A 16,897-nucleotide genomic window follows, 5' to 3' on the forward strand; every position below is an offset into this window, starting at 1 on the left:
AATGACACCATTCCATTCTTTGCGAGGACTCCCCATGCTGAAGACAATGAAAGACAGCCGCGGCTTCACCCTGATTGAACTGATGGTGGTCATCGTCATCCTTAGCCTTCTGGCCGTCCTGGTCGGGCCGAAGATCATCGGCCGCAGCGACGACGCCAAGGTGGCCGACGCGAAAGTCCAGATCCGCAACATCGAGACGGCGCTCAAGCTCTACAAACTGGATACCGGCAGCTTCCCGAGCACCGAGCAGGGGCTGCAGGCTCTGGTCACCAAGCCCACCACCGGCAAGATCCCCAACAACTACAAGGCCGAAGGGTACCTGGAGAACAAGAACGTCCCCAAGGATCCCTGGGGCGCTGACTACGTCTACCTCTCCCCCGGCGAGCACGGCGACTACGACCTCTCCTCCTACGGCGCCGACGGCGCGCGCGGCGGCGAAGGGAAGAACGCCGACATCGAAAGCTGGAGCATGAAGTAGGGACACGGCCGCCCATCGCCCGGGAATGGACAACCAGGCCCCGCACTGTAGGGGCGAATAATCATTCTCCCGCCTTCATGGTGCGCAAGAGGAAAGAACCGCACTTGGTACCGATGAAAAAAGGCAAAAACCGAGGCCGCAACCAAGCCGGCTTCACCCTCCTGGAGCTGATGGTGGTGATCTTCATCATCGCCCTGGCGGCGGGGATCGTGCTGCCCCGGCTTCCGGAGCCGGAGGGGACCCGCCTGAAGAGCTCGGCGCGCAACCTCGCCAGCGGCCTCAGGTTCCTCAGCGACCAGGCCATCATCACCAAGAAGGTCTACCGCCTGCACCTGCATCTCGGCGAGAACACCACCCGCATCACCGAGCTCTCCCCTTCCGGCGAGGAGCTGCAGCCGGGAGACCAGTTCATGGGGAGGCGCCTGATCGAGGACGGTATCGACATCGAGGACGTCAGTGTGGGAAGCCGTGGCGCGGTGACAGAAGGAGAAGTCATCATCCCCTTCGGCCCCGGCGGAGTGGCGGACGGCGTCACCATCCACCTGAAGGCGGGGGAGAAGCATTACACGGTGACCGCGAACCCGTCCGGCGGCAAGGTGGCGGTGCAGGACGGCTACCAGGAGGTGAGCTCGTGAGAGGCTTCACGCTGCTCGAGGTGATGATAGCGCTCGCCATCACGGCGGGGGTGCTTCTGACCGTGATCTCCTCGGTGAACCATCACCTGGCCCGGATCTCCGCCGACACGGAGGAGACCACCGCGGTGCTTCTTGGACGGGCCAAGCTCGAGGACCCGGAATTCGCCAAGAAGACCGACAACAAGGGGGACTTCGCCCCCGACCATCCCGATCACAAATGGGAGCGCGAGATCACCCAGAGCGAGATACCGACGCTGAACCGGATCCGCCTGACCGTGACCTGGAACAACGACAGCAAGAGGCTCTCGCTTGTGCAATACGCACCGCAAAATGCGCAGTAACAAGGGCTTCACCCTGATTGAGCTCCTGATCGCCCTGGTGCTCCTGGTGATCCTGGCGGGCGCCCTGTACGGCACCTATTTCTCCGTGGTGGCGGCGCGCGAAAAGGGGGGCATCCGGATGGAGGAGCGCCGCGAACTCTCGACGACGCTGGGGAAGCTGCACGACGAGCTGGCGTCGGCCTTTTACAAGACGCCGGTTTCGGGCACCGATGCGGCGACCACGACGGCGAAGACGCAACGGTATCATTTCGTGGTCGAGGACCGGGACAGTTTCGGCAAACCCGCCTCTTTGCTCCAGTTCACCGCGCTCACCCCGCCCCGCATCGACCCGTCGCCAGCGTCCGACCTCATGGTGGTGCGTTACTCGGTCCGGGAAAAAGAGGAGGACCAGATCCTCACGCTGGTGCGTGAGGCCCGCGACCTCTACCTCGACACCGGCGTGGCGTCGGTCCCCTACCCCGTCATGGAGCGGCTGGAGGGTTTCCTGGTCGAGTGCTGGGACGGCGGCAAGTGGGTGAAGACCTGGGATACGGCGCTCAACAACAGGCTCCCCAACAAGGTGAGAATAACGGTGACCGCGAAGGGGGGAGAACTCTTCAGCACCATCGCCACCCTGAGGAAGACGCCGTGAGGGGGGAGCGGGGATTCGCCCTTGTCATAGCACTCATCGTGACCACGCTCCTCGTGGCGCTTTTGGCCGAATTCGTCAACGAGGTCTACGTCGACACCTCGCACAGCCACAACTTCGTTGCGTCGCAGCAGGCAGGCGTGCTCGCGGAGTCAGGTGTCACCGGCGGCATCAAGCTGCTGCAGCTCTCCAGCACGCTTAGGACCGGCGGCGAGCAGTGCAGCTCACTCCTGGAGCCCTGGGCCCAGCCGCGGACCATCGATGTGGAAAACGGGACAGTGAGCATCGCGATCGAAGAGGAGAGCGGCAAGTTAGACCTGAACGCCGCGACCTCTCAGACCGGGACGCCGGACCCGTTCCAGAAGGACGCGCTGCTGAGGCTTTTCGACAACCTGAAGCTGTCGCGCGACCTTTACGACCCGTTGGCGGACTGGGTCGACACCGACGACACGCCGCGCCCCAACGGTGCGGAGAAGAACTACTACGGCGCCCTCAAGACCCCGCTCCTGGTGCACAACGACAAGCTGGACACCCTCGAGGAGCTCGCGCTGGTCAAGGGGTACACCCCCGAGGTGCTGGCCAAGCTGCGCGGCTTGGTTACGGTGTACGGGGTGGCGAACGGCACCTCTGCCTCTGCCGCACTGATCAACATCAACACCGCCCCGAAAGAGGTTCTCATGTCGCTTGACGACAGCCTCATGACCGGGGACCAGGTGGCCCAGATCCTGGAGTACCGCAAGACCAAGGTGATAAAGACCCTCGCCGACGTCTTTGGGAGCTCCACGCTCACCCAGGCCCTATCCCTGAAGGTAGGATTCAAGGGGTCCATCTACCGGATCCGTTCCGAGGGGAAGGTAGGAGAAAGTGTACGTATTGTCGAGGCCGTGGTGAGCGACGTGGAAGCCACCCAGCCCAGGATCCTTTACTGGAGAGAATATTGATGGACATGCTGATCGTACAACTGAAAAGGGCCGAGCTGGTCCTGGCCAGTTTCCGGGCCAAGAAAGGTGGCGCCACCTTCCTCTCCGCTGAACGCCACCCGCTTCTGGGCGAGGAGGGGGAACTCTCCCGCATCCTTTGCGGAAGCGCCCTCGCGGCGGGGGAGCACCGGGTGATTCTCGCCCTCCCCCCCTCCACGCTGTTCATGAGGGAGCTGGAGCTCCCCATCAGCGACCGGGCCAAGGTGCGGGAGCTCCTCCCCCTGGAGTTGAGAGGGGAGACCGCACTCGACACCGACCAGCTCGCCTTCGACGCGCTGCCGCTTTCCGGCGGCAAGGTGCTGGCGGTCTGGGGGAGCATCCAGGAACTCTCCGGGAAGATCGAGCTCCTCAAGGAAGCCGGCCTGGAGCCGGAAATCGTCACGGCATCGGTATTCCACTGGGACAAGCTGGCGCCCGCAGCCGGGACCGTCGCGGTGAGCGACGGCGAGGCGGTGGCCGCCTACAGCGACGGGGCCCCCATCTACTTCCGGGCCCTCCCCCCCAACGCGACCGAAGCCGACCTGCAGCGTACCGTCGCCGCGCTGGAACTCTCCCGCGACCTGCACGTGGAACGGGTCATCTCGCATACCCCAGGCCGGCAGGAGGAAGCGACCGTCTCCCCCTCCACCAGGGGGCTCTTCGAGGCCTTCGGCGATGACCCGCGCGCCGCGCACGACCTGGCCGGCGCCTACGCGCTGGCGGCCGCGGTTGTCGATAACTCCGCCGTCAACCTGCGCCGCGGCCCGCTCGCCTACACCGCCGCGACCGAAAAGCTGTACCAGCGTCTCAAGGTGAGCATGATGCTGGCGGCGGCCCTGGTGCTCCTCATCTTCGCCGAGAGCGGCGTGCGCTACTACCTCGTGAAACGCGATCTCGCCTCGCTGGACCGCACCATCACCGGCATCTACAAAGAGGTGTTCCCGACGCGGAAGAAGGCCGTCGACGAGGTCGCGGAACTCCGCTCGGAGATCAAACGCCTGGAAGGCACCAAAACCTCCAGCAACGTCCTAAAACTGCTGAGCGACGTTGCCCAGGCCAAGGGGGAGGACGTCTTCGGCATCTACGAAACCGAGGTCACCGGCAGCGACGTGCGCCTCAAGGGAGACGCGAAAAGCGCGCAGGCCGCCAACGACATGAAGGGGCGCACAGCCTCCATCCTCGAGGGTGCCGAGGTGAGCGAGACCAAGTCCCGTCCCGACGGGAGCGTGACCTTCACCCTGAGCGGGAAGATGAAGGGGGTGTCCCGATGAGCCGCGAAGAGATGATCTCACTCCTGCAGGGGCTGGACAGCCGCACCCGCCAGCGCATCGGCGTCGCCATCGCCGTGGTGCTGGCCATCGTGGTGCTCCTTTCCGCCGTGAACAGCAGGATCTCCGCGCTCGAGCACAAGCGGACCGCCCGCGAGGCGGACATCGCCGAGATGATGCGCTTAAAGCTCCGCTACCAGGAGGCGAACCAGGGAGCCCAGCGCCTGGCCAACCGCCTCATGGCCACCAAGCCGGATGACTCCCCCGCCAAGATCGTGGAGGAAATCGGCATCAAGGGGCGCGCCAGCCAGATCAAGTCGGTCAAGGGAGACGATATCCCCGGCTATGTCGAGGACGCGGCCGAACTCCGCATGGAGGGGCTCTCCGCTAACGAGACGGTCAACCTGATCTACCGTCTGGAAAAGGGGGCGCGACCGGTGACGGTCAAGAAAGCCCTGATCAAGCAGCGCTTTGACGACCCCTCGAAGCTCGACCTCAGTCTCACCATCGCCCTCATAAAGCCGGCACCGGCGGGGAAATAGATGAACAGACGCACGCTCTACATCGCCTGCGGGGCTCCCGTTGCGTTACTTTTCTTTCTGCTCCTGACGCTCCTGTTCACCCCGAACCACGCCATCAAGGGGGTACTGGTCCGCGCTGCCGAAAACGCGGGCTACACGCTTGAGTGCACCGGATTCGGCAAGAGTTTCCCGCTGGGGCTCAAGGCGGACAAGGTCGAAATCGGCTCGGAGAAAGGAGCCATCCTCAAGCTGAGCCAGGTGAAGGTGCGGCTGGAGCTTCTTCCCCTTCTTGCCGGCAAGGCGCGCCTTGCCTACCGCGGCACAATCGGCGCGGGGGAGGCGGCCGGGGATCTGGATCTCGGCAAGGGGAGGGGGTGGAGCATGCAGTGCCGCGGCGTGCGACTCGAGGACATTCCCTTCTTCAGCAACGTCGCCGAGGCCAAGGTGAGGGGGGAACTGAGGCTGAACGGCAAAATGGAGGCGAACAAGGGGGGAGGCACCGGCGACCTGCAGTTGGAGGTCCGCGCCGCCGAGATCGCCGGCGTGAAGATCGGCTCCATGCCGCTTCCCGACGCCGCCTACCGTGAGGTGCGCGGCGCCCTCAAGATCGACAAGGGGCGCGCCGTTTTAAAAAGCTTTACCTTGAACGGCGACGGCATCTACGTCCGCCTCTCCGGGGACACCGTGCTCGGCACACCCGTCGGAGCGTCTCCGCTCAACCTCACCATGGAGATGATGCCCAAGCCCTCCTTCCTGGAGCGCCAGAAATTCGTGTTTTTACTGCTAACCAAGTACCAGACTTCCCCCGGGGCCTTCAAGGTCCCCATAACGGGCACCCTGGCCCACCCCTCTTTGTAAATTTCTCAAAACACCGGTTTGAATATTCGAAAATTGGGTTGCATTCGCCGGGTCCGTTACTTAAGATGGAGGTAATGAGAACGCGGCAGCTCATCTGTTAACCGGACGGGAGCAACCCATGATCGAATTCAGAGGCGTCCACAAGTGGTTCAAGCAGTTGCACGTGCTGAACGACATCAACCTCCGCGTGAAGCCGGGTGAGGTGGTGGTCGTCTGCGGTCCCTCCGGCAGCGGGAAGTCCACCCTGATCCGGACCGTGAACCAGCTCGAGCCGATCGACCGGGGGACGCTGATCGTCGACGGCAAGGACCTAAGCGACAAGAAGCTCGACATCAACAAGCTGCGCGCCGAGATCGGCTTCGTGTTCCAGCAGTTCAACCTCTACCCTCACCTCTCCGTACTCGCCAACATCACCCTGGCCCCCATCAAGATCCGCAACACCCCGAAAGCACAGGCGCAGGAGCAGGCCATGGCTCTTTTGGAGCGGGTAGGTCTCGCCGAGAAGCGGGACGCCTACCCCGCGCAGCTCTCCGGCGGCCAGCAGCAGCGCGTCGCCATCGCACGCGCGCTCGCCATGAAGCCGCGCATCATGCTCTTCGACGAGCCCACCTCCGCGCTCGACCCGGAGATGATCGGCGAGGTGCTCGACGTCATGCAGAAGCTCGCCCGGAGCGGCATGACCATGGTGGTGGTCACCCACGAGATGGGTTTCGCCCGCGAGGTTTCCCACCGGGTGGTCTTCATGGACCAGGGGACCATACTGGAAGAGGCGGTTCCCGAGCAGTTCTTCAAGAATCCCCAGCACCAACGGGCGCAGCAGTTCCTGAAACAGCTGCTCTCTCCCATGCATTAAACTAACGGCAGCTCTACGTTCTAAGTTCTACGTTCTATGTTCGATGTTCTACTTTGATATCCTCTTTGCCTTTTTTTTGCGGCCCAGGATGCGGACCAAGTGAGCTCTGCTATAATCCGATAGGTTTTTAACGTAGAACCTAGAACATAGAACGAGAACTGATTTTATTCCCAAGGAGGAACACCGATGAAGAAACTGTTGACGCTGTTTGCTGCTTTCGCCCTGGCCGGTATCATGGCTCACGCCGCCTTCGCGGCGGGCGACACGCTCGCCGAGGTGAAGAAGAAAGGGGTCCTCGTAGCGGGGGTGAAGGATTCGCTCCCCCCGTTTGGCTACGTGGATGAGAAGAGCCGTGAGATCGTGGGCTACGACATCGACTTCTGCAAGTACATCGCCAAGAAGCTCGGCGTAAAGCTGGAAGTGAAACCGGTCACCTCGGCGTCCCGCATGCCGCAGCTCATGGAAGGGAACATCGACATCATCGCCGCCACCATGACCAAGAACCCGGAGCGCGCCAAACAGATCGACTTCAGCTACACCTACTTCCTGACCGGCCAGAAATTCATCACCAAGAAGGGCGCGGTCAAGAGCCTCAAGGACCTGGAAGGGAAGAAGATCGGGACCGCCAAGGGGTCGACCTCGGAGCAGAACGTGGCCAAGGCGATTCCGACCGCCACCATCCTCTCCTTCGACGACTACCCGCAGGCGTTCCTCGCGCTGCAGCAGGGGAAGGTCGCTGCCGTCACCACCGACGAGTCCATCCTGGCCGGCATCCTGGGCAAGGCTCCCAACAAGAGCAAGTTCGAGATCCCCAACCTGCAGATCTCCGAGGAACCATACGGCCTTGGGATGAGGAAGGATGACAAGAACTTCGTCGCCTTCGTCAACAAGACCCTCGTCGAGATGGAGAAAAACGGCGAAGCCAAAAAGATCTTCGAGAAGTGGTTCGGCCCCAAAACCGCAACTCCGCTCAAACGCACCTTCAAGATCACCGCTGACAAGTAGCCTCCCCGTTTTCGGCCTCCCCCCCGCCGGGGAGGCCGACTTCGCTGACACCGCAGCAGAATCACCTACTTCCGCTCAAGAAACTCTATAAAAAGCGTGCTACGCTGCTTCTTTATCGACTCCTCTCTCTTTGTCACCGCTATGCCGGACCTTACCTGCACCGTTCTTGATCAGGATCGACTGTAGTTAGTGTCGCGCCAATGCTGGATCAAGGGGTCCGTTTTAGTGCCTAAACCCTTGACAATTCACCTCAAGACGTTATATAAATCCATGCTTATAATTAACTCTGTTTTAATACCAAGGAGGGGGCAATGAGAGTAGCAAAACTTTTCAACCTTGTATCGGCCCTGGCGCTGTTCGCATTCGTGGGAACCGCAGCCGCTGCCGATCCTGCACAACCTACGGCGGTGCTGAGCAACACGGACTGCGTGAAGTGCCATGAGCAGCCGCCCAAGGATATCGCAGCTGCCGGCGGCAAACACAAAACCGAGGTGACCTGCCAGGACTGTCACGTCGGCCACCCGCCCAAGGTTAAGAAGCCGATCCCGCAGTGCAGCCAGTGCCACGAAGGGAAGCCGCACTACAAGCTCCAGGGCTGCCTCGGCTGCCACTCCAACCCCCATACTCCGAAGAACATAAAGTTCGGCAACAACGTCACCGATCCGTGCCTGACCTGCCACACCGGCCAGATCGAGCAGCTGCGCTCCTTCAAGAGCAAGCACACCGCCCTCAACTGCTCCTTCTGCCACAACGTACACGGCAGGATCCCGGCGTGCACCCAGTGCCACAAGCCCCACGCCAACGACATGACTGCCAAGGACTGCAGCGTCTGCCACCAGGCCCACAAGCCGGCTGACGTGACCTACAAGTCCGACACACCGTCGAAGATGTGCGCCGCCTGCCACAGCAAGGCGTTCAAGCTCTTGACCTCCAGCACCGCCAAGCACAGCAAGCTCGCCTGCGTGTACTGCCACCAGGCCAAGCACAAGATGGTGCCGCAGTGCACCCAGTGCCACGTCAAGCCGCACCCGGCCGCCATCATGGCCAAGTTCCCGAAATGCGGCGAGTGCCACAGCATCGCGCACGACCTGAACCGTTGGGGTGACGCGGCAGCCCCCGCAGCAGCTCCGGCCAAACCGGCGGCAGCTCCGGCCAAGCCGGCGGCAGCCCCGGCCAAACCGGCCAAGCCGGCGAAGAAGTAACACTTCCTGCAGCGAATCGGGGAGGCCCTGCGCGGCCTCCCCGACCTTTTTACCCCTCCCCTGTTTTGAACCCTTTGACAACCAGTTCGCGTAGCACCAGGAGGATCACATGCTTTTTCTACAGATAACCTCGGCAGTGACGGCGCTGACCCTCGTGATACTGGCGCTGTGCCTCATTCCGGTCCTCATAGAACTAAAAAAGGCGGCACTGGCACTCCAGGGCGCCGCGGACCTTTTGCAAAAGGAAGTAACACCCCTGGTAAAGGAACTGCGTGACACCGTCTCCGACGTGCAGGTGATTACGGGCGCCGCGGCCGCCAATGCCGAGGGCGTGAACATGCTTTTGAGCGAACTCGGCCACGCCGGACACAACATACGCATGATCAACAAGGTATTAGGCATCGCGACTGACATAGTGGCCAACGCTCCGGCCTGGTTGACCGGCGCCAAGGTTGCGGGCAGGTATATTGCTGATAGAATAATCAAATCCAAAATTAGGGGGTGATGTTATGTCAAAAGATAAAGATATCGGAACCGGTACCATGCTGCTTTCCTTCCTTGCCGGTGCTGCCGTGGGGATCGGGGCGGCCTTGCTGCTCGCGCCGAACACCGGCGAGGAACTGCGCGGCAAGATCAAGGATCTGGCCGACGACGCGGTGGACAAGATCAAGGAATACGCAAGCGAAGCGCAGGACAAGATCAGGTCCAGCTACGAGGATGGAAAAGACCTGGTGCTTGAGAAGAAGAACATCATCTCCTCCGCCATAGAGGCCGGCAAGGAGGCGATGGAGCGGGAACGGGAGAAGAAAACCCAGGTCTGAGCTCCATGTCCCCAATCCGAAAGCCCACCTAGGTGGGCTTTTTTTCTTTGCGGCCACGTCCCGGCGGGACGCGTGCCGCGATCAGCAGTGGTGCCACAGCATATGAACGACAGCAACGGTAAAAGAAGTTCTCCCCCGGCCTCATCTGGCAGTACGATCCGGCGGCCGTCGGCGGCTGGAAGGGGAAGGGGCTCAGACTCCTGCAGTTCACCGGTTTTGCCTTCTCCAACTTCATGGCCAACAACTCCCTCCTGCGCGCCACGGCCCTCTCCTTCACGACGCTCCTCTCCCTGGTGCCGCTTCTCGCCCTCGCCTTTTCGGTACTGAAGGGGCTGGGCGCCCAGAACCGCCTGGTCCCCCTGATCCTGAAGCAGGTGACGGCCGGCAACGAGGAGGTGGTGAACCGGGTCATCTCCTACATCGGCAACACCAACATGGGTTCGGTCGGGGCCATCGGCCTTGCGGCGCTCCTCTTCACCGCCATCAGCATGCTGGGGAGCATCGAGGAGGCGTTCAACGTGATCTGGGGGGTGCCGGAGACCCGCACCTTCTACCGGAAGTTCAGCGACTACCTGAGCGTCCTCGTGAGCGCGCCGCTTCTGCTTCTGGCCGCCACCAGCATCACCACCACCCTGTCGAGCAAGTGGCTCACCGGCTGGATCATGGAGTGGACCTACCTGGGCGACCTGTTCCTGTTCACCCTGGGGCTCACCCCCTACCTCGTGGTCTGGATCGCCATCTTCCTGCTCTACGTCTTCATGCCCAATACCCGGGTCCGCTTCGACTCGGCGCTCATCGGCGCCGTACTCGCCGGCACGCTCTGGCAGTTCGCCCAGTGGGCCTACATCCACTTCCAGGTGGGCGCCGGCAACTACAACGCCATCTACGGCACCCTGGCGGCCCTTCCCATCCTGATGGTCTGGATCTACGTGAGCTGGATCATCGTCCTCTTCGGCATGGAGGTAGTGGCGGCGCACCAGAACCGCGGCACCTTCCGCCGCGACATCCGGGGGCGCGAGATCAGCCACGAGCTGCGGGAACTGGTGGCGCTGGCGGCCCTGCGGCACGTCGCCGAGGCGTTCTATCGCGGCGAGCCCCCCTGGGGCGAGCATCACCTGGCGGCGAAGCTCGGCGTTCCCCTGCGCATCGTGCGCAGCACGCTCGAGCACCTGCGCGACCAGGGCTTCATCGTCATGGCAGGCGAGGGGCGCGGCAGCTACTATCCCGCCCGCGACCTGGACCAGGTCTCCATCGCCGACGTCCTCCTCTCCCTCAGAAGGCGCGGGGCGTCGGCCGCCATCGCCGGCGAGGAGCTCGCCGAAGGGCTGCTGAACGAGTCGGAAGAGGCCGTCACCGCCGCCCTGGGAGGGGTTTCCCTCAAGGATCTCGCCTTCCCCGAAATGCGCCCCCCCCGGCGTTGACAAAGGGGACGCAGTTGACATATAGTGGCCCGATTAAACGGACGGCCAGAAGCGGGATATGCAAGATTTAAAAGACATCGACAAAGAAAAACGCAGCAGACGATTCCGCAGGGCAAAGGCAGAGGAAGGGCGCAACGTGTTCCGTCAGATCGAGGAAACGAAGCCCCAGAAGAAGCGGCTCAAGATCATCCTTCCGGCCATCGCGCTTTTGCTCGCCTCCTACCCCCTGATCTCCCTCTTCGGAACTCCCCGCGCCAAGAGCGCACCCGCGGCGGAGGCCCCGGCCCCACTGTCGCGTGGCAAACTGGACCAGGGAAGCGCCTTCAAGCTCGCCGCCGACGCCTACTCCAGCGCGCAGGTGCAGGGCGGGAAGTTCACCGCGCCCCTGCCGCAGGGCGGGCAGGTGATCTACGGCATCGATGAAGAGGTGCAGAGAAAGATCGAAAAACTCTTCACCGACTACAAGGTCCCCTACGGACTCTTCGTCGCCCTCGAGCCCAAGACCGGGCGCATCCTCGCCGCCGTCTCGCATTCCGCGTCCCAGCCGGGATGGGAAAAGGGGGCCAATTACCATCTCTACCCCATGGCGTCGCTCTTCAAGATCGTCACCGCGACGGCGGCCCTGGAGGAGAAGAAGGTGGGGCCGGACACCATGTTCGCCTTCAACGGCAAGCTGACCTCGGAGAGCCCGAAGTACTGGCGCGTAAGGCCCGGCCGCGGCAACCAGCAGATGCCCCTGTCCCTCGCCATGGGAAAATCGGTGAACCCGGTGTACGGCAGGCTCGCCGGCGAGGTAGTCGGGCGCGACCCGCTGCTCCTTTACGCCGGCAGGTACGGCTTCAACCAGGCCATCGTCCCCGGCTCGCCCATCGCCGCCAGCACCGCTCCGGTTCCGGGAACGGTCGATGAGCTGATGCGCATGGGCGCAGGTCTCAACCGCGAGGTCAAGATCTCCCCCTTCCACGCCGCCGCCATAATGGCCACGGTGGCCAACGGGGGGGTCATGATGGCGCCCTCTCTGGCCAGCGAGATCCGCGACGCCAAGGGGAACGTGGTGTTCACCCAGAAGCCGCAGGTGCTGCGCACCGTGATGACGCCGCAGACCGCCAGCGACCTGGCCCACATGCTCGCCACCACCGTGGAAAGCGGCACCTCGCGCCGCGCCTTCCACGACCGCAGGGGGAGAAGGATGCTCGCCTCGGTGCGCATCGCCGCCAAGACCGGTTCCATCGACGGTACCGATCCCGCAGGGCACTACAGCTGGTTCGCCGCCTACGCCCCGATGGAGGACCCGCAGATCGCCCTGGCCGCCCTGGTCATCAACGAGAACAAGTGGCGCATCAAGGCGACCTCGGTGGGCGAGCAGGCCCTGGAGGCGTTTTTCAGGTAGGTGGAGATGGAATGCTCGGGATGCGGGACCTGCTGCGTCGCGCCGGACATCAGCTCATTGGACAAGAAGGTGGGGGAGAGGTGCCGCCACCTCTCCGGTGAGCAGCGCTGCCAGATCTACGAGGAACGTCCCGCCGTCTGCCGGGGGTACCGCCCGGACACGATCTGCGGGTTGATCGCCGCGCCGACCCTGCAGGAGCGGGTGGATAAGTACCTGGGGCTCTTCGGGCTGGAGCCTGACTAGTCGAAGCGCTCCAGGGTGAGGCCGGCTTCGGTCCACTGGGCGTATGAATAGTGGGTGATCCAGTCCCCCAGGGAGATGAACGCGCGGCCGCCTTCCCTGATTTCCATCGGGAGATGGAAGTGTCCGGTGACGACCAGGTCGCAGCCGGCCGCGAAGCGCTCGCGGGCGAAGTTTTCCAGGATGGCGGGGTAGTCCCAGCGGCTCTTGCGTGAGGCATGCTGCCCGCTTGAACGCCGGGACAAGTTGACCGCGATCCGGTCGGCCAGCCGGCGCGGGAAAACCGGAACCAGCGCCCGCACCAGCGGGTTGTGCAGCGCGAAGCGCAAGGCCCGGTAGCCGTAATCGGCGCGGTTGAGCTGGTCCCCATGGCACAGGCAGACCTTCTTCCCATCGACCTCGCATTCGGCGCCGCCGGCATGAACCTCGGCCTGCAGCTGCTCCTTGAAGAAGTCCCCCAGATGGAAGTCGTGGTTCCCCTCGAAGTAGACGATGCGCACCCCGCGCCCCCTCACCCGCTTCAGACACTCCACGATTTCGCGGTAATGGTCGTACACCGGCCGCGGGTTTCCGATCCAGAACTCGAAGATGTCCCCCAGGAGGAAAAGGGTATCCGTGTCGGCGGGTAGCGTGTCCAGGAAACGGACCAGGGTCCGGTAGTTCCGGTCCCGCGGGCTCCTAAGGTGGGCGTCGGCGATGAAAATCTTGCGCATTTGCGCAATATATACAAAAATACGGGGTTGGTAAAGGGAACAGGAACGGGTGCACCAAAACCCCGCCCTGAACCTTGACCTCAACCTGTTCCCAAGGGGTACCGATGCACGCATTACGCAACCTGGAGATCGTCTGGGAAGACCTGATGGAGGCCTTCGAGAACGGCGACCAGGATCTGATCTACTTCCTGGACCGGGAAACCGGCGAGGTATTCTCGGTTCCCTCCGAGTACGACGACGAAAGTTTCTGGGAAGAGGTGGCGTCCCAGGAGGAGCGTTTTCTCGAGATACCGCCGTTCGACTACGGCCAGGAACGCCAACTGGTGCACGCCTTCATCCAGCGGGTGACCAACGAGGGACTAAAGCATATGCTGACGCGCGCCTTCAGCGGCAAGCAGTCACACGGCAGGCTGCACGAGATCCTCTCCTTCTACCCGGAGGAACAGGAACGCTTCCACGCCATCCGCGAAGCGTTCCTCACCGACCGCGCCGCCCAGTGGCTGGAAGAACACGACATCTACCCCCCCGAGCGGCTCTGATATCCTCCCGCGCGGCGCTACCGTTGACCCGGGGGGCACTTTTGCGTAACATCTCTCAGGTGGCTACTTACACGGGGAGTGCCGCCGGCTCGCGCCCCCCCTCTCGCATCCGGGTATCCCTATGGCAGATAAAAGTTGGCTCAAGACCACCCTGGAGATCGCCGTCATCGTGTCCGCCTCGGCGGTTTTCGGCATCCTCTGGAACAGATCGCTCCTGGCCGACGCCTGGCACGGCGCTCCTGCCGCGCAGGCGGCGCCCGCGGCGCAGCAGGGGGAGGCTCTCCCCATGCCGATCGGGCTTGCGCAGCTGAAGGAACTGCACGACTCGGGACAGGCGGTGCTCGTTGATGCCAGAAGCGGCGCCAGCTTCGCCAAGGAGCACATCGCCGGCGCGCTTTCCCTCCCACTGGAGGAGGCGACCCGGCAAAAGACGCCGCAGCTCAAGGGGGTGGCGAAGGACGCCGTCATCGTCGCCTACTGCAACGGCTTCTCCTGTCACGACAGCATGGAGCTCGGCAAACTCCTGATCAAGTCCGGCTACGGCTCGGTCTACGTCTTCGAGGGAGGGCTTCCCGAGTGGCGGGACGCCGGATACCCGACCACGGGAGGGGGGCGATGAAAGGGATGCGTTCCCCCATATTACCGCTGGCGCTTCGCGTCGCCCTCGGCGCCGTCTTCATCTACGCCGCCATCCCCAAAATCGCCGACCCGGTGGCATTCGCAGGGAGCGTGGCCGCCTACCGGATCCTCCCCTATTTCTGGAGCTATCTCACGGCAGCGGTGCTTCCATTTCTGGAGCTGGTCTGCGGGGTGTTACTGATCTGCGGCATACGGGTGAGAAGCGGGGCTCTCATCATCGGCATGCTGAACCTCGTCTTCATGGTCGCCCTTGCCTCCGCCATGATTCGCGGCCTCGACATCGACTGCGGCTGCTTCCGCCAGGATGGGTCAAAGACCGCCCCCTGGGTGGCGCTGGTTCGCGACGCCCTTTTCCTCCTCATGACCGCCGTCGTGCTCAGACACGAGCGGCTGCAGGCGAGATGCCCGCTCCCCCAGTCGGCACCACCTCCCCCGGTCGGGGAATAAAGCCCCATTCCACCACCCGCCCGCACCCCGTGACTTGCAGTTTTACGGGAAATACTGTAGGATGCGCGGTTGTTTCATTAGACACTTGGAGAACGCTTTGAACCAGATTCTACTGCTGATCGGCGCGTACCTGCTCGGCTCGGTACCGACCGGCCTCCTCTTGGCCCGGGGGATGGGCATCAACATCAGGGAATGTGGCAGCGGCAACATCGGCGCCACCAACGTCTACCGCACCGCCGGCAAAAAGCTCGGCATCATGACCCTCATCGGGGACTGCCTCAAGGGGCTGATACCGGTCCTCATCGCGCAAGCGCTGGGACTCGCACCGATCTGGGTCGCCGCCATCGGCCTCGCTGCCTTCCTCGGCCACGTCTATACGATCTTTCTCGGCTTCAAAGGAGGGAAGGGGGTCGCCACCGCGCTGGGCGTGCTGCTTGGGACCGCACCGCTCGCGGTCCTCTTCGGGATCGTCGTCTTCGCCCTCGTCCTGTACAAGTGGCGCTATGTCTCCCTGGCCTCCATCTCCGCCGCCGCCTGCATCCCCGTGTTTGCCCTTGCCACCTGCGTCCCCCGCGAAACGGCAATCATGGCCCTCCTCATCGCGGTGATCGTGATCCTCAAGCACCACGAGAACATCGCCAGGCTGCGGGCCGGCACCGAGAGCAAGTTCAAGGCCTGAACCGTGATAGATGGGTCATTTGCACCTGCAAGTGGCCCCTACCCTCACCCACCCTCCCCCCCTCCGGCGGCCAGCTCCCACCCAAAACTCCGTAAGCCCTTGTATTCCCTACCCTCCCAATCCACCGGCGCGGCGGGTATGCCTCTTGCTGTCCAGTAAGGCGTAACCGACGTAGATACCGCCCGGAGGAATGCATGTCCCGTTGGAGAAGAGTGGTCGCTGCGGCGCTCGCGACAACGCTCCTACTGTTGGCCCTGGCCGCCCGTAACACGACTGAACCGATACAGCACCGGCAGGCTCCGCTCCGGCAAGGCTCCCCGAATGCCCCCGTCCTGAGGGTGAATGGCAGGGTGATCAACCGGGGGGAACTGGATCGCGCGGTGCGCGACCTCGTCGAGAAAAGGGGGTTGCGCCAACCGTTACCCGAAGAGCTTCTGAGCACGCTGAAGAAGGAGGCCCTGGAAGGGCTCGTGTCGGAGGAATTGTTGTACCAGGTCGCGCAGAAGTCCCAAGCCGTGGACCTGGAGCGACAGGTCGCGCAGGCGATTGCGCTCGACCGCACCAGGCGCCAGGGCGGCGAGAGCTACGCCAGCGGCATGGAAAAAGCGGGACTGCCCCAACCGTTACGGGAACAGATGATCCGCAAGGAACTGGTGATCGGCCATTTCCTGGAAACCAGGTTCGGGTCGCGGATCAGCATCGGCGCAGACGAGGCAAAAGAGTTTTACGAGGCGAACCGGGAGAGATTCAAGACCGGGAGCAGCGTACGGGCGAGCCACATCCTGGTAACGGTAGCGGAGCGGGCCCAGGAGCAGGATCGCGAGAGGGCACGCGAGAGGGCGGAAGTGCTGCTGCACCGGGTCAGGCAGGGAGAGAATTTCGGCATCCTGGCCCAATCGCACTCGGACTGCGCCAGCAAGGCCCGGGGAGGCGACCTCGGCTTCTTCAAAAAAGGGGAGCTTTCCCCGCCGCTGGAACAGGCGGTGTTCGCTCTGAAACCGGGAGAGGTAAGCGACGTGGTGCAGACCGGGTCCGGGTTCCACATCGTGAAGGTGACCGAGCGACGCGGCCCGCGCCTGGAAAGCTACGACGAGGCGAAAGCGGAGATTCTCGCCTATCTCAAAAGAGAGAAGATGCGGCGACTGGTGGCGGAGTATGTGGCCCGATTGCGCGACACGGCGAAGCTGGAACCTGGCGGCGCCGTTTATTGAAATCGTGGGATCCGGGGAGAACCACCCTCTACCGCGCCCTCACGCGAGG

Annotated in this window: 22 protein-coding genes; 21 read left to right on the forward strand and 1 reads right to left on the reverse strand. The window is 63.1% G+C overall.

The annotated features are described in order from the left end of the window. Window positions 1-34 precede the first annotated feature (34 nt). The 16 genes from gspG to KP001_RS13320 all read left to right on the forward strand — a co-directional run bounded on the left by gspG (window position 35) and on the right by KP001_RS13320 (window position 12,623). Complete coding sequence (gspG, locus tag KP001_RS13245) at window positions 35-478, forward strand: type II secretion system major pseudopilin GspG (protein WP_275423315.1); 444 nt, start codon at window positions 35-37, stop codon at window positions 476-478. Between the two features lie 113 nt (window positions 479-591). Then, window positions 592-1,113, forward strand: a complete 522-nt coding sequence (locus KP001_RS13250) for a prepilin-type N-terminal cleavage/methylation domain-containing protein (protein WP_217286099.1) — start codon at window positions 592-594, stop codon at window positions 1,111-1,113. After that, window positions 1,110-1,454 (forward strand): prepilin-type N-terminal cleavage/methylation domain-containing protein, encoded by a 345-nt coding sequence (locus tag KP001_RS13255; protein ID WP_217286100.1) that lies wholly within the window; start codon window positions 1,110-1,112, stop codon window positions 1,452-1,454. Before KP001_RS13250 ends, KP001_RS13255 begins: the two co-directional genes overlap by 4 nt. Further along, window positions 1,444-2,085 (forward strand): type II secretion system protein GspJ, encoded by a 642-nt coding sequence (locus KP001_RS13260; protein ID WP_217286101.1) that lies wholly within the window; start codon window positions 1,444-1,446, stop codon window positions 2,083-2,085. Before KP001_RS13255 ends, KP001_RS13260 begins: the two co-directional genes overlap by 11 nt. After that, window positions 2,082-3,023 (forward strand): type II secretion system minor pseudopilin GspK, encoded by a 942-nt coding sequence (gene gspK, locus KP001_RS13265; protein WP_217286102.1) that lies wholly within the window; start codon window positions 2,082-2,084, stop codon window positions 3,021-3,023. The genes KP001_RS13260 and gspK overlap by 4 nt, the downstream gene beginning before the upstream one ends. Beyond that, window positions 3,023-4,312 (forward strand): type II secretion system protein GspL, encoded by a 1,290-nt coding sequence (gene gspL, locus KP001_RS13270; RefSeq protein ID WP_217286103.1) that lies wholly within the window; start codon window positions 3,023-3,025, stop codon window positions 4,310-4,312. Before gspK ends, gspL begins: the two co-directional genes overlap by 1 nt. Then, window positions 4,309-4,851, forward strand: coding sequence for a dehydroquinate synthase/iron-containing alcohol dehydrogenase family protein (locus KP001_RS13275; RefSeq protein ID WP_217286104.1), 543 nt, complete (start codon window positions 4,309-4,311; stop codon window positions 4,849-4,851). The genes gspL and KP001_RS13275 overlap by 4 nt, the downstream gene beginning before the upstream one ends. Beyond that, window positions 4,852-5,688, forward strand: coding sequence for a type II secretion system protein GspN (gspN, locus tag KP001_RS13280; RefSeq protein WP_217286105.1), 837 nt, complete (start codon window positions 4,852-4,854; stop codon window positions 5,686-5,688). A 118-nt stretch (window positions 5,689-5,806) separates the two neighbouring features. Further along, on the forward strand, window positions 5,807-6,541 hold the full coding sequence (locus KP001_RS13285) for an amino acid ABC transporter ATP-binding protein (RefSeq protein ID WP_217286106.1): 735 nt from the start codon (window positions 5,807-5,809) through the stop codon (window positions 6,539-6,541). 186 nt (window positions 6,542-6,727) lie between these two features. Then, complete coding sequence (locus KP001_RS13290; protein WP_217286107.1) at window positions 6,728-7,546, forward strand: ABC transporter substrate-binding protein; 819 nt, start codon at window positions 6,728-6,730, stop codon at window positions 7,544-7,546. A gap of 311 nt (window positions 7,547-7,857) precedes the next feature. Continuing rightward, a complete protein-coding gene (locus KP001_RS13295; protein ID WP_217286108.1) occupies window positions 7,858-8,748 on the forward strand; it encodes a cytochrome C in 891 nt (296 codons plus the stop codon). Between the two features lie 109 nt (window positions 8,749-8,857). Then, window positions 8,858-9,253, forward strand: coding sequence for a DUF948 domain-containing protein (locus KP001_RS13300; protein WP_217286109.1), 396 nt, complete (start codon window positions 8,858-8,860; stop codon window positions 9,251-9,253). A 4-nt stretch (window positions 9,254-9,257) separates the two neighbouring features. Next, the gene (locus KP001_RS13305) at window positions 9,258-9,569 is read left to right on the forward strand and encodes a YtxH domain-containing protein (protein WP_183345484.1); all 312 of its coding nucleotides are present in this window, start codon (window positions 9,258-9,260) and stop codon (window positions 9,567-9,569) included. A gap of 233 nt (window positions 9,570-9,802) precedes the next feature. Next, entirely contained in the window at window positions 9,803-10,990 is a 1,188-nt protein-coding gene (locus KP001_RS13310; protein WP_239027776.1) for a YhjD/YihY/BrkB family envelope integrity protein, read from the forward strand. Window positions 10,991-11,048: 58 nt separating this feature from the next. After that, a complete protein-coding gene (locus KP001_RS13315) occupies window positions 11,049-12,380 on the forward strand; it encodes a penicillin-binding transpeptidase domain-containing protein (RefSeq protein WP_217286110.1) in 1,332 nt (443 codons plus the stop codon). Window positions 12,381-12,386: 6 nt separating this feature from the next. Continuing rightward, window positions 12,387-12,623: a YkgJ family cysteine cluster protein gene (locus KP001_RS13320; RefSeq protein ID WP_217286111.1), complete on the forward strand. Its 237-nt coding sequence runs from the start codon at window positions 12,387-12,389 to the stop codon at window positions 12,621-12,623. On the opposite strand, the gene KP001_RS13325 is transcribed toward KP001_RS13320, so the two are convergent. Further along, window positions 12,620-13,333, reverse strand: a complete 714-nt coding sequence (locus tag KP001_RS13325) for a UDP-2,3-diacylglucosamine diphosphatase (RefSeq protein ID WP_217286112.1) — start codon at window positions 13,331-13,333, stop codon at window positions 12,620-12,622. The two genes, KP001_RS13320 and KP001_RS13325, sit on opposite strands and share 4 nt — an antisense overlap. Window positions 13,334-13,437: 104 nt before the next feature. Between KP001_RS13325 and KP001_RS13330 the strand changes: the two genes are divergently transcribed. From KP001_RS13330 to KP001_RS13350, 5 genes are all read left to right on the forward strand, one after another. After that, window positions 13,438-13,872, forward strand: a complete 435-nt coding sequence (locus KP001_RS13330) for a UPF0158 family protein (protein WP_217286113.1) — start codon at window positions 13,438-13,440, stop codon at window positions 13,870-13,872. Window positions 13,873-13,993: 121 nt separating this feature from the next. Continuing rightward, on the forward strand, window positions 13,994-14,491 hold the full coding sequence (locus KP001_RS13335; protein WP_217286114.1) for a rhodanese-like domain-containing protein: 498 nt from the start codon (window positions 13,994-13,996) through the stop codon (window positions 14,489-14,491). After that, complete coding sequence (locus KP001_RS13340) at window positions 14,488-14,958, forward strand: MauE/DoxX family redox-associated membrane protein (RefSeq protein ID WP_437178156.1); 471 nt, start codon at window positions 14,488-14,490, stop codon at window positions 14,956-14,958. Before KP001_RS13335 ends, KP001_RS13340 begins: the two co-directional genes overlap by 4 nt. Before the next feature lie 61 nt (window positions 14,959-15,019). Next, a complete protein-coding gene (gene plsY, locus KP001_RS13345) occupies window positions 15,020-15,637 on the forward strand; it encodes a glycerol-3-phosphate 1-O-acyltransferase PlsY (RefSeq protein ID WP_217286115.1) in 618 nt (205 codons plus the stop codon). Window positions 15,638-15,831: 194 nt separating this feature from the next. Beyond that, entirely contained in the window at window positions 15,832-16,848 is a 1,017-nt protein-coding gene (locus tag KP001_RS13350) for a peptidylprolyl isomerase (protein ID WP_217286116.1), read from the forward strand. The last annotated feature ends 49 nt before the right edge of the window (window positions 16,849-16,897 follow it).

This window comes from Geomonas subterranea, from assembly GCF_019063845.1.
Lineage (GTDB): Bacteria > Desulfobacterota > Desulfuromonadia > Geobacterales > Geobacteraceae > Geomonas > Geomonas subterranea.

Coding starts and splice junctions, on each gene's coding strand:
- KP001_RS13275 (WP_217286104.1), top strand. CDS start 4,309: ATGAGCCGCGAAGAGATGATCTCACTCCTGCAGGGGCTGGACAGCCGC.
- KP001_RS13285 (WP_217286106.1), top strand. CDS start 5,807: ATGATCGAATTCAGAGGCGTCCACAAGTGGTTCAAGCAGTTGCACGTG.
- gspN (WP_217286105.1), top strand. CDS start 4,852: ATGAACAGACGCACGCTCTACATCGCCTGCGGGGCTCCCGTTGCGTTA.
- KP001_RS13260 (WP_217286101.1), top strand. CDS start 1,444: ATGCGCAGTAACAAGGGCTTCACCCTGATTGAGCTCCTGATCGCCCTG.
- KP001_RS13305 (WP_183345484.1), top strand. CDS start 9,258: ATGTCAAAAGATAAAGATATCGGAACCGGTACCATGCTGCTTTCCTTC.
- KP001_RS13250 (WP_217286099.1), top strand. CDS start 592: ATGAAAAAAGGCAAAAACCGAGGCCGCAACCAAGCCGGCTTCACCCTC.
- KP001_RS13350 (WP_217286116.1), top strand. CDS start 15,832: ATGTCCCGTTGGAGAAGAGTGGTCGCTGCGGCGCTCGCGACAACGCTC.
- KP001_RS13300 (WP_217286109.1), top strand. CDS start 8,858: ATGCTTTTTCTACAGATAACCTCGGCAGTGACGGCGCTGACCCTCGTG.
- gspL (WP_217286103.1), top strand. CDS start 3,023: ATGGACATGCTGATCGTACAACTGAAAAGGGCCGAGCTGGTCCTGGCC.
- KP001_RS13295 (WP_217286108.1), top strand. CDS start 7,858: ATGAGAGTAGCAAAACTTTTCAACCTTGTATCGGCCCTGGCGCTGTTC.
- KP001_RS13330 (WP_217286113.1), top strand. CDS start 13,438: ATGCACGCATTACGCAACCTGGAGATCGTCTGGGAAGACCTGATGGAG.
- KP001_RS13340 (WP_437178156.1), top strand. CDS start 14,488: ATGAAAGGGATGCGTTCCCCCATATTACCGCTGGCGCTTCGCGTCGCC.
- plsY (WP_217286115.1), top strand. CDS start 15,020: ATGCGCGGTTGTTTCATTAGACACTTGGAGAACGCTTTGAACCAGATT.
- KP001_RS13335 (WP_217286114.1), top strand. CDS start 13,994: ATGGCAGATAAAAGTTGGCTCAAGACCACCCTGGAGATCGCCGTCATC.
- KP001_RS13315 (WP_217286110.1), top strand. CDS start 11,049: ATGCAAGATTTAAAAGACATCGACAAAGAAAAACGCAGCAGACGATTC.
- KP001_RS13320 (WP_217286111.1), top strand. CDS start 12,387: ATGGAATGCTCGGGATGCGGGACCTGCTGCGTCGCGCCGGACATCAGC.
- KP001_RS13310 (WP_239027776.1), top strand. CDS start 9,803: ATGGCCAACAACTCCCTCCTGCGCGCCACGGCCCTCTCCTTCACGACG.
- KP001_RS13290 (WP_217286107.1), top strand. CDS start 6,728: ATGAAGAAACTGTTGACGCTGTTTGCTGCTTTCGCCCTGGCCGGTATC.
- gspG (WP_275423315.1), top strand. CDS start 35: ATGCTGAAGACAATGAAAGACAGCCGCGGCTTCACCCTGATTGAACTG.
- KP001_RS13325 (WP_217286112.1), bottom strand. CDS start 13,333: ATGCGCAAGATTTTCATCGCCGACGCCCACCTTAGGAGCCCGCGGGAC.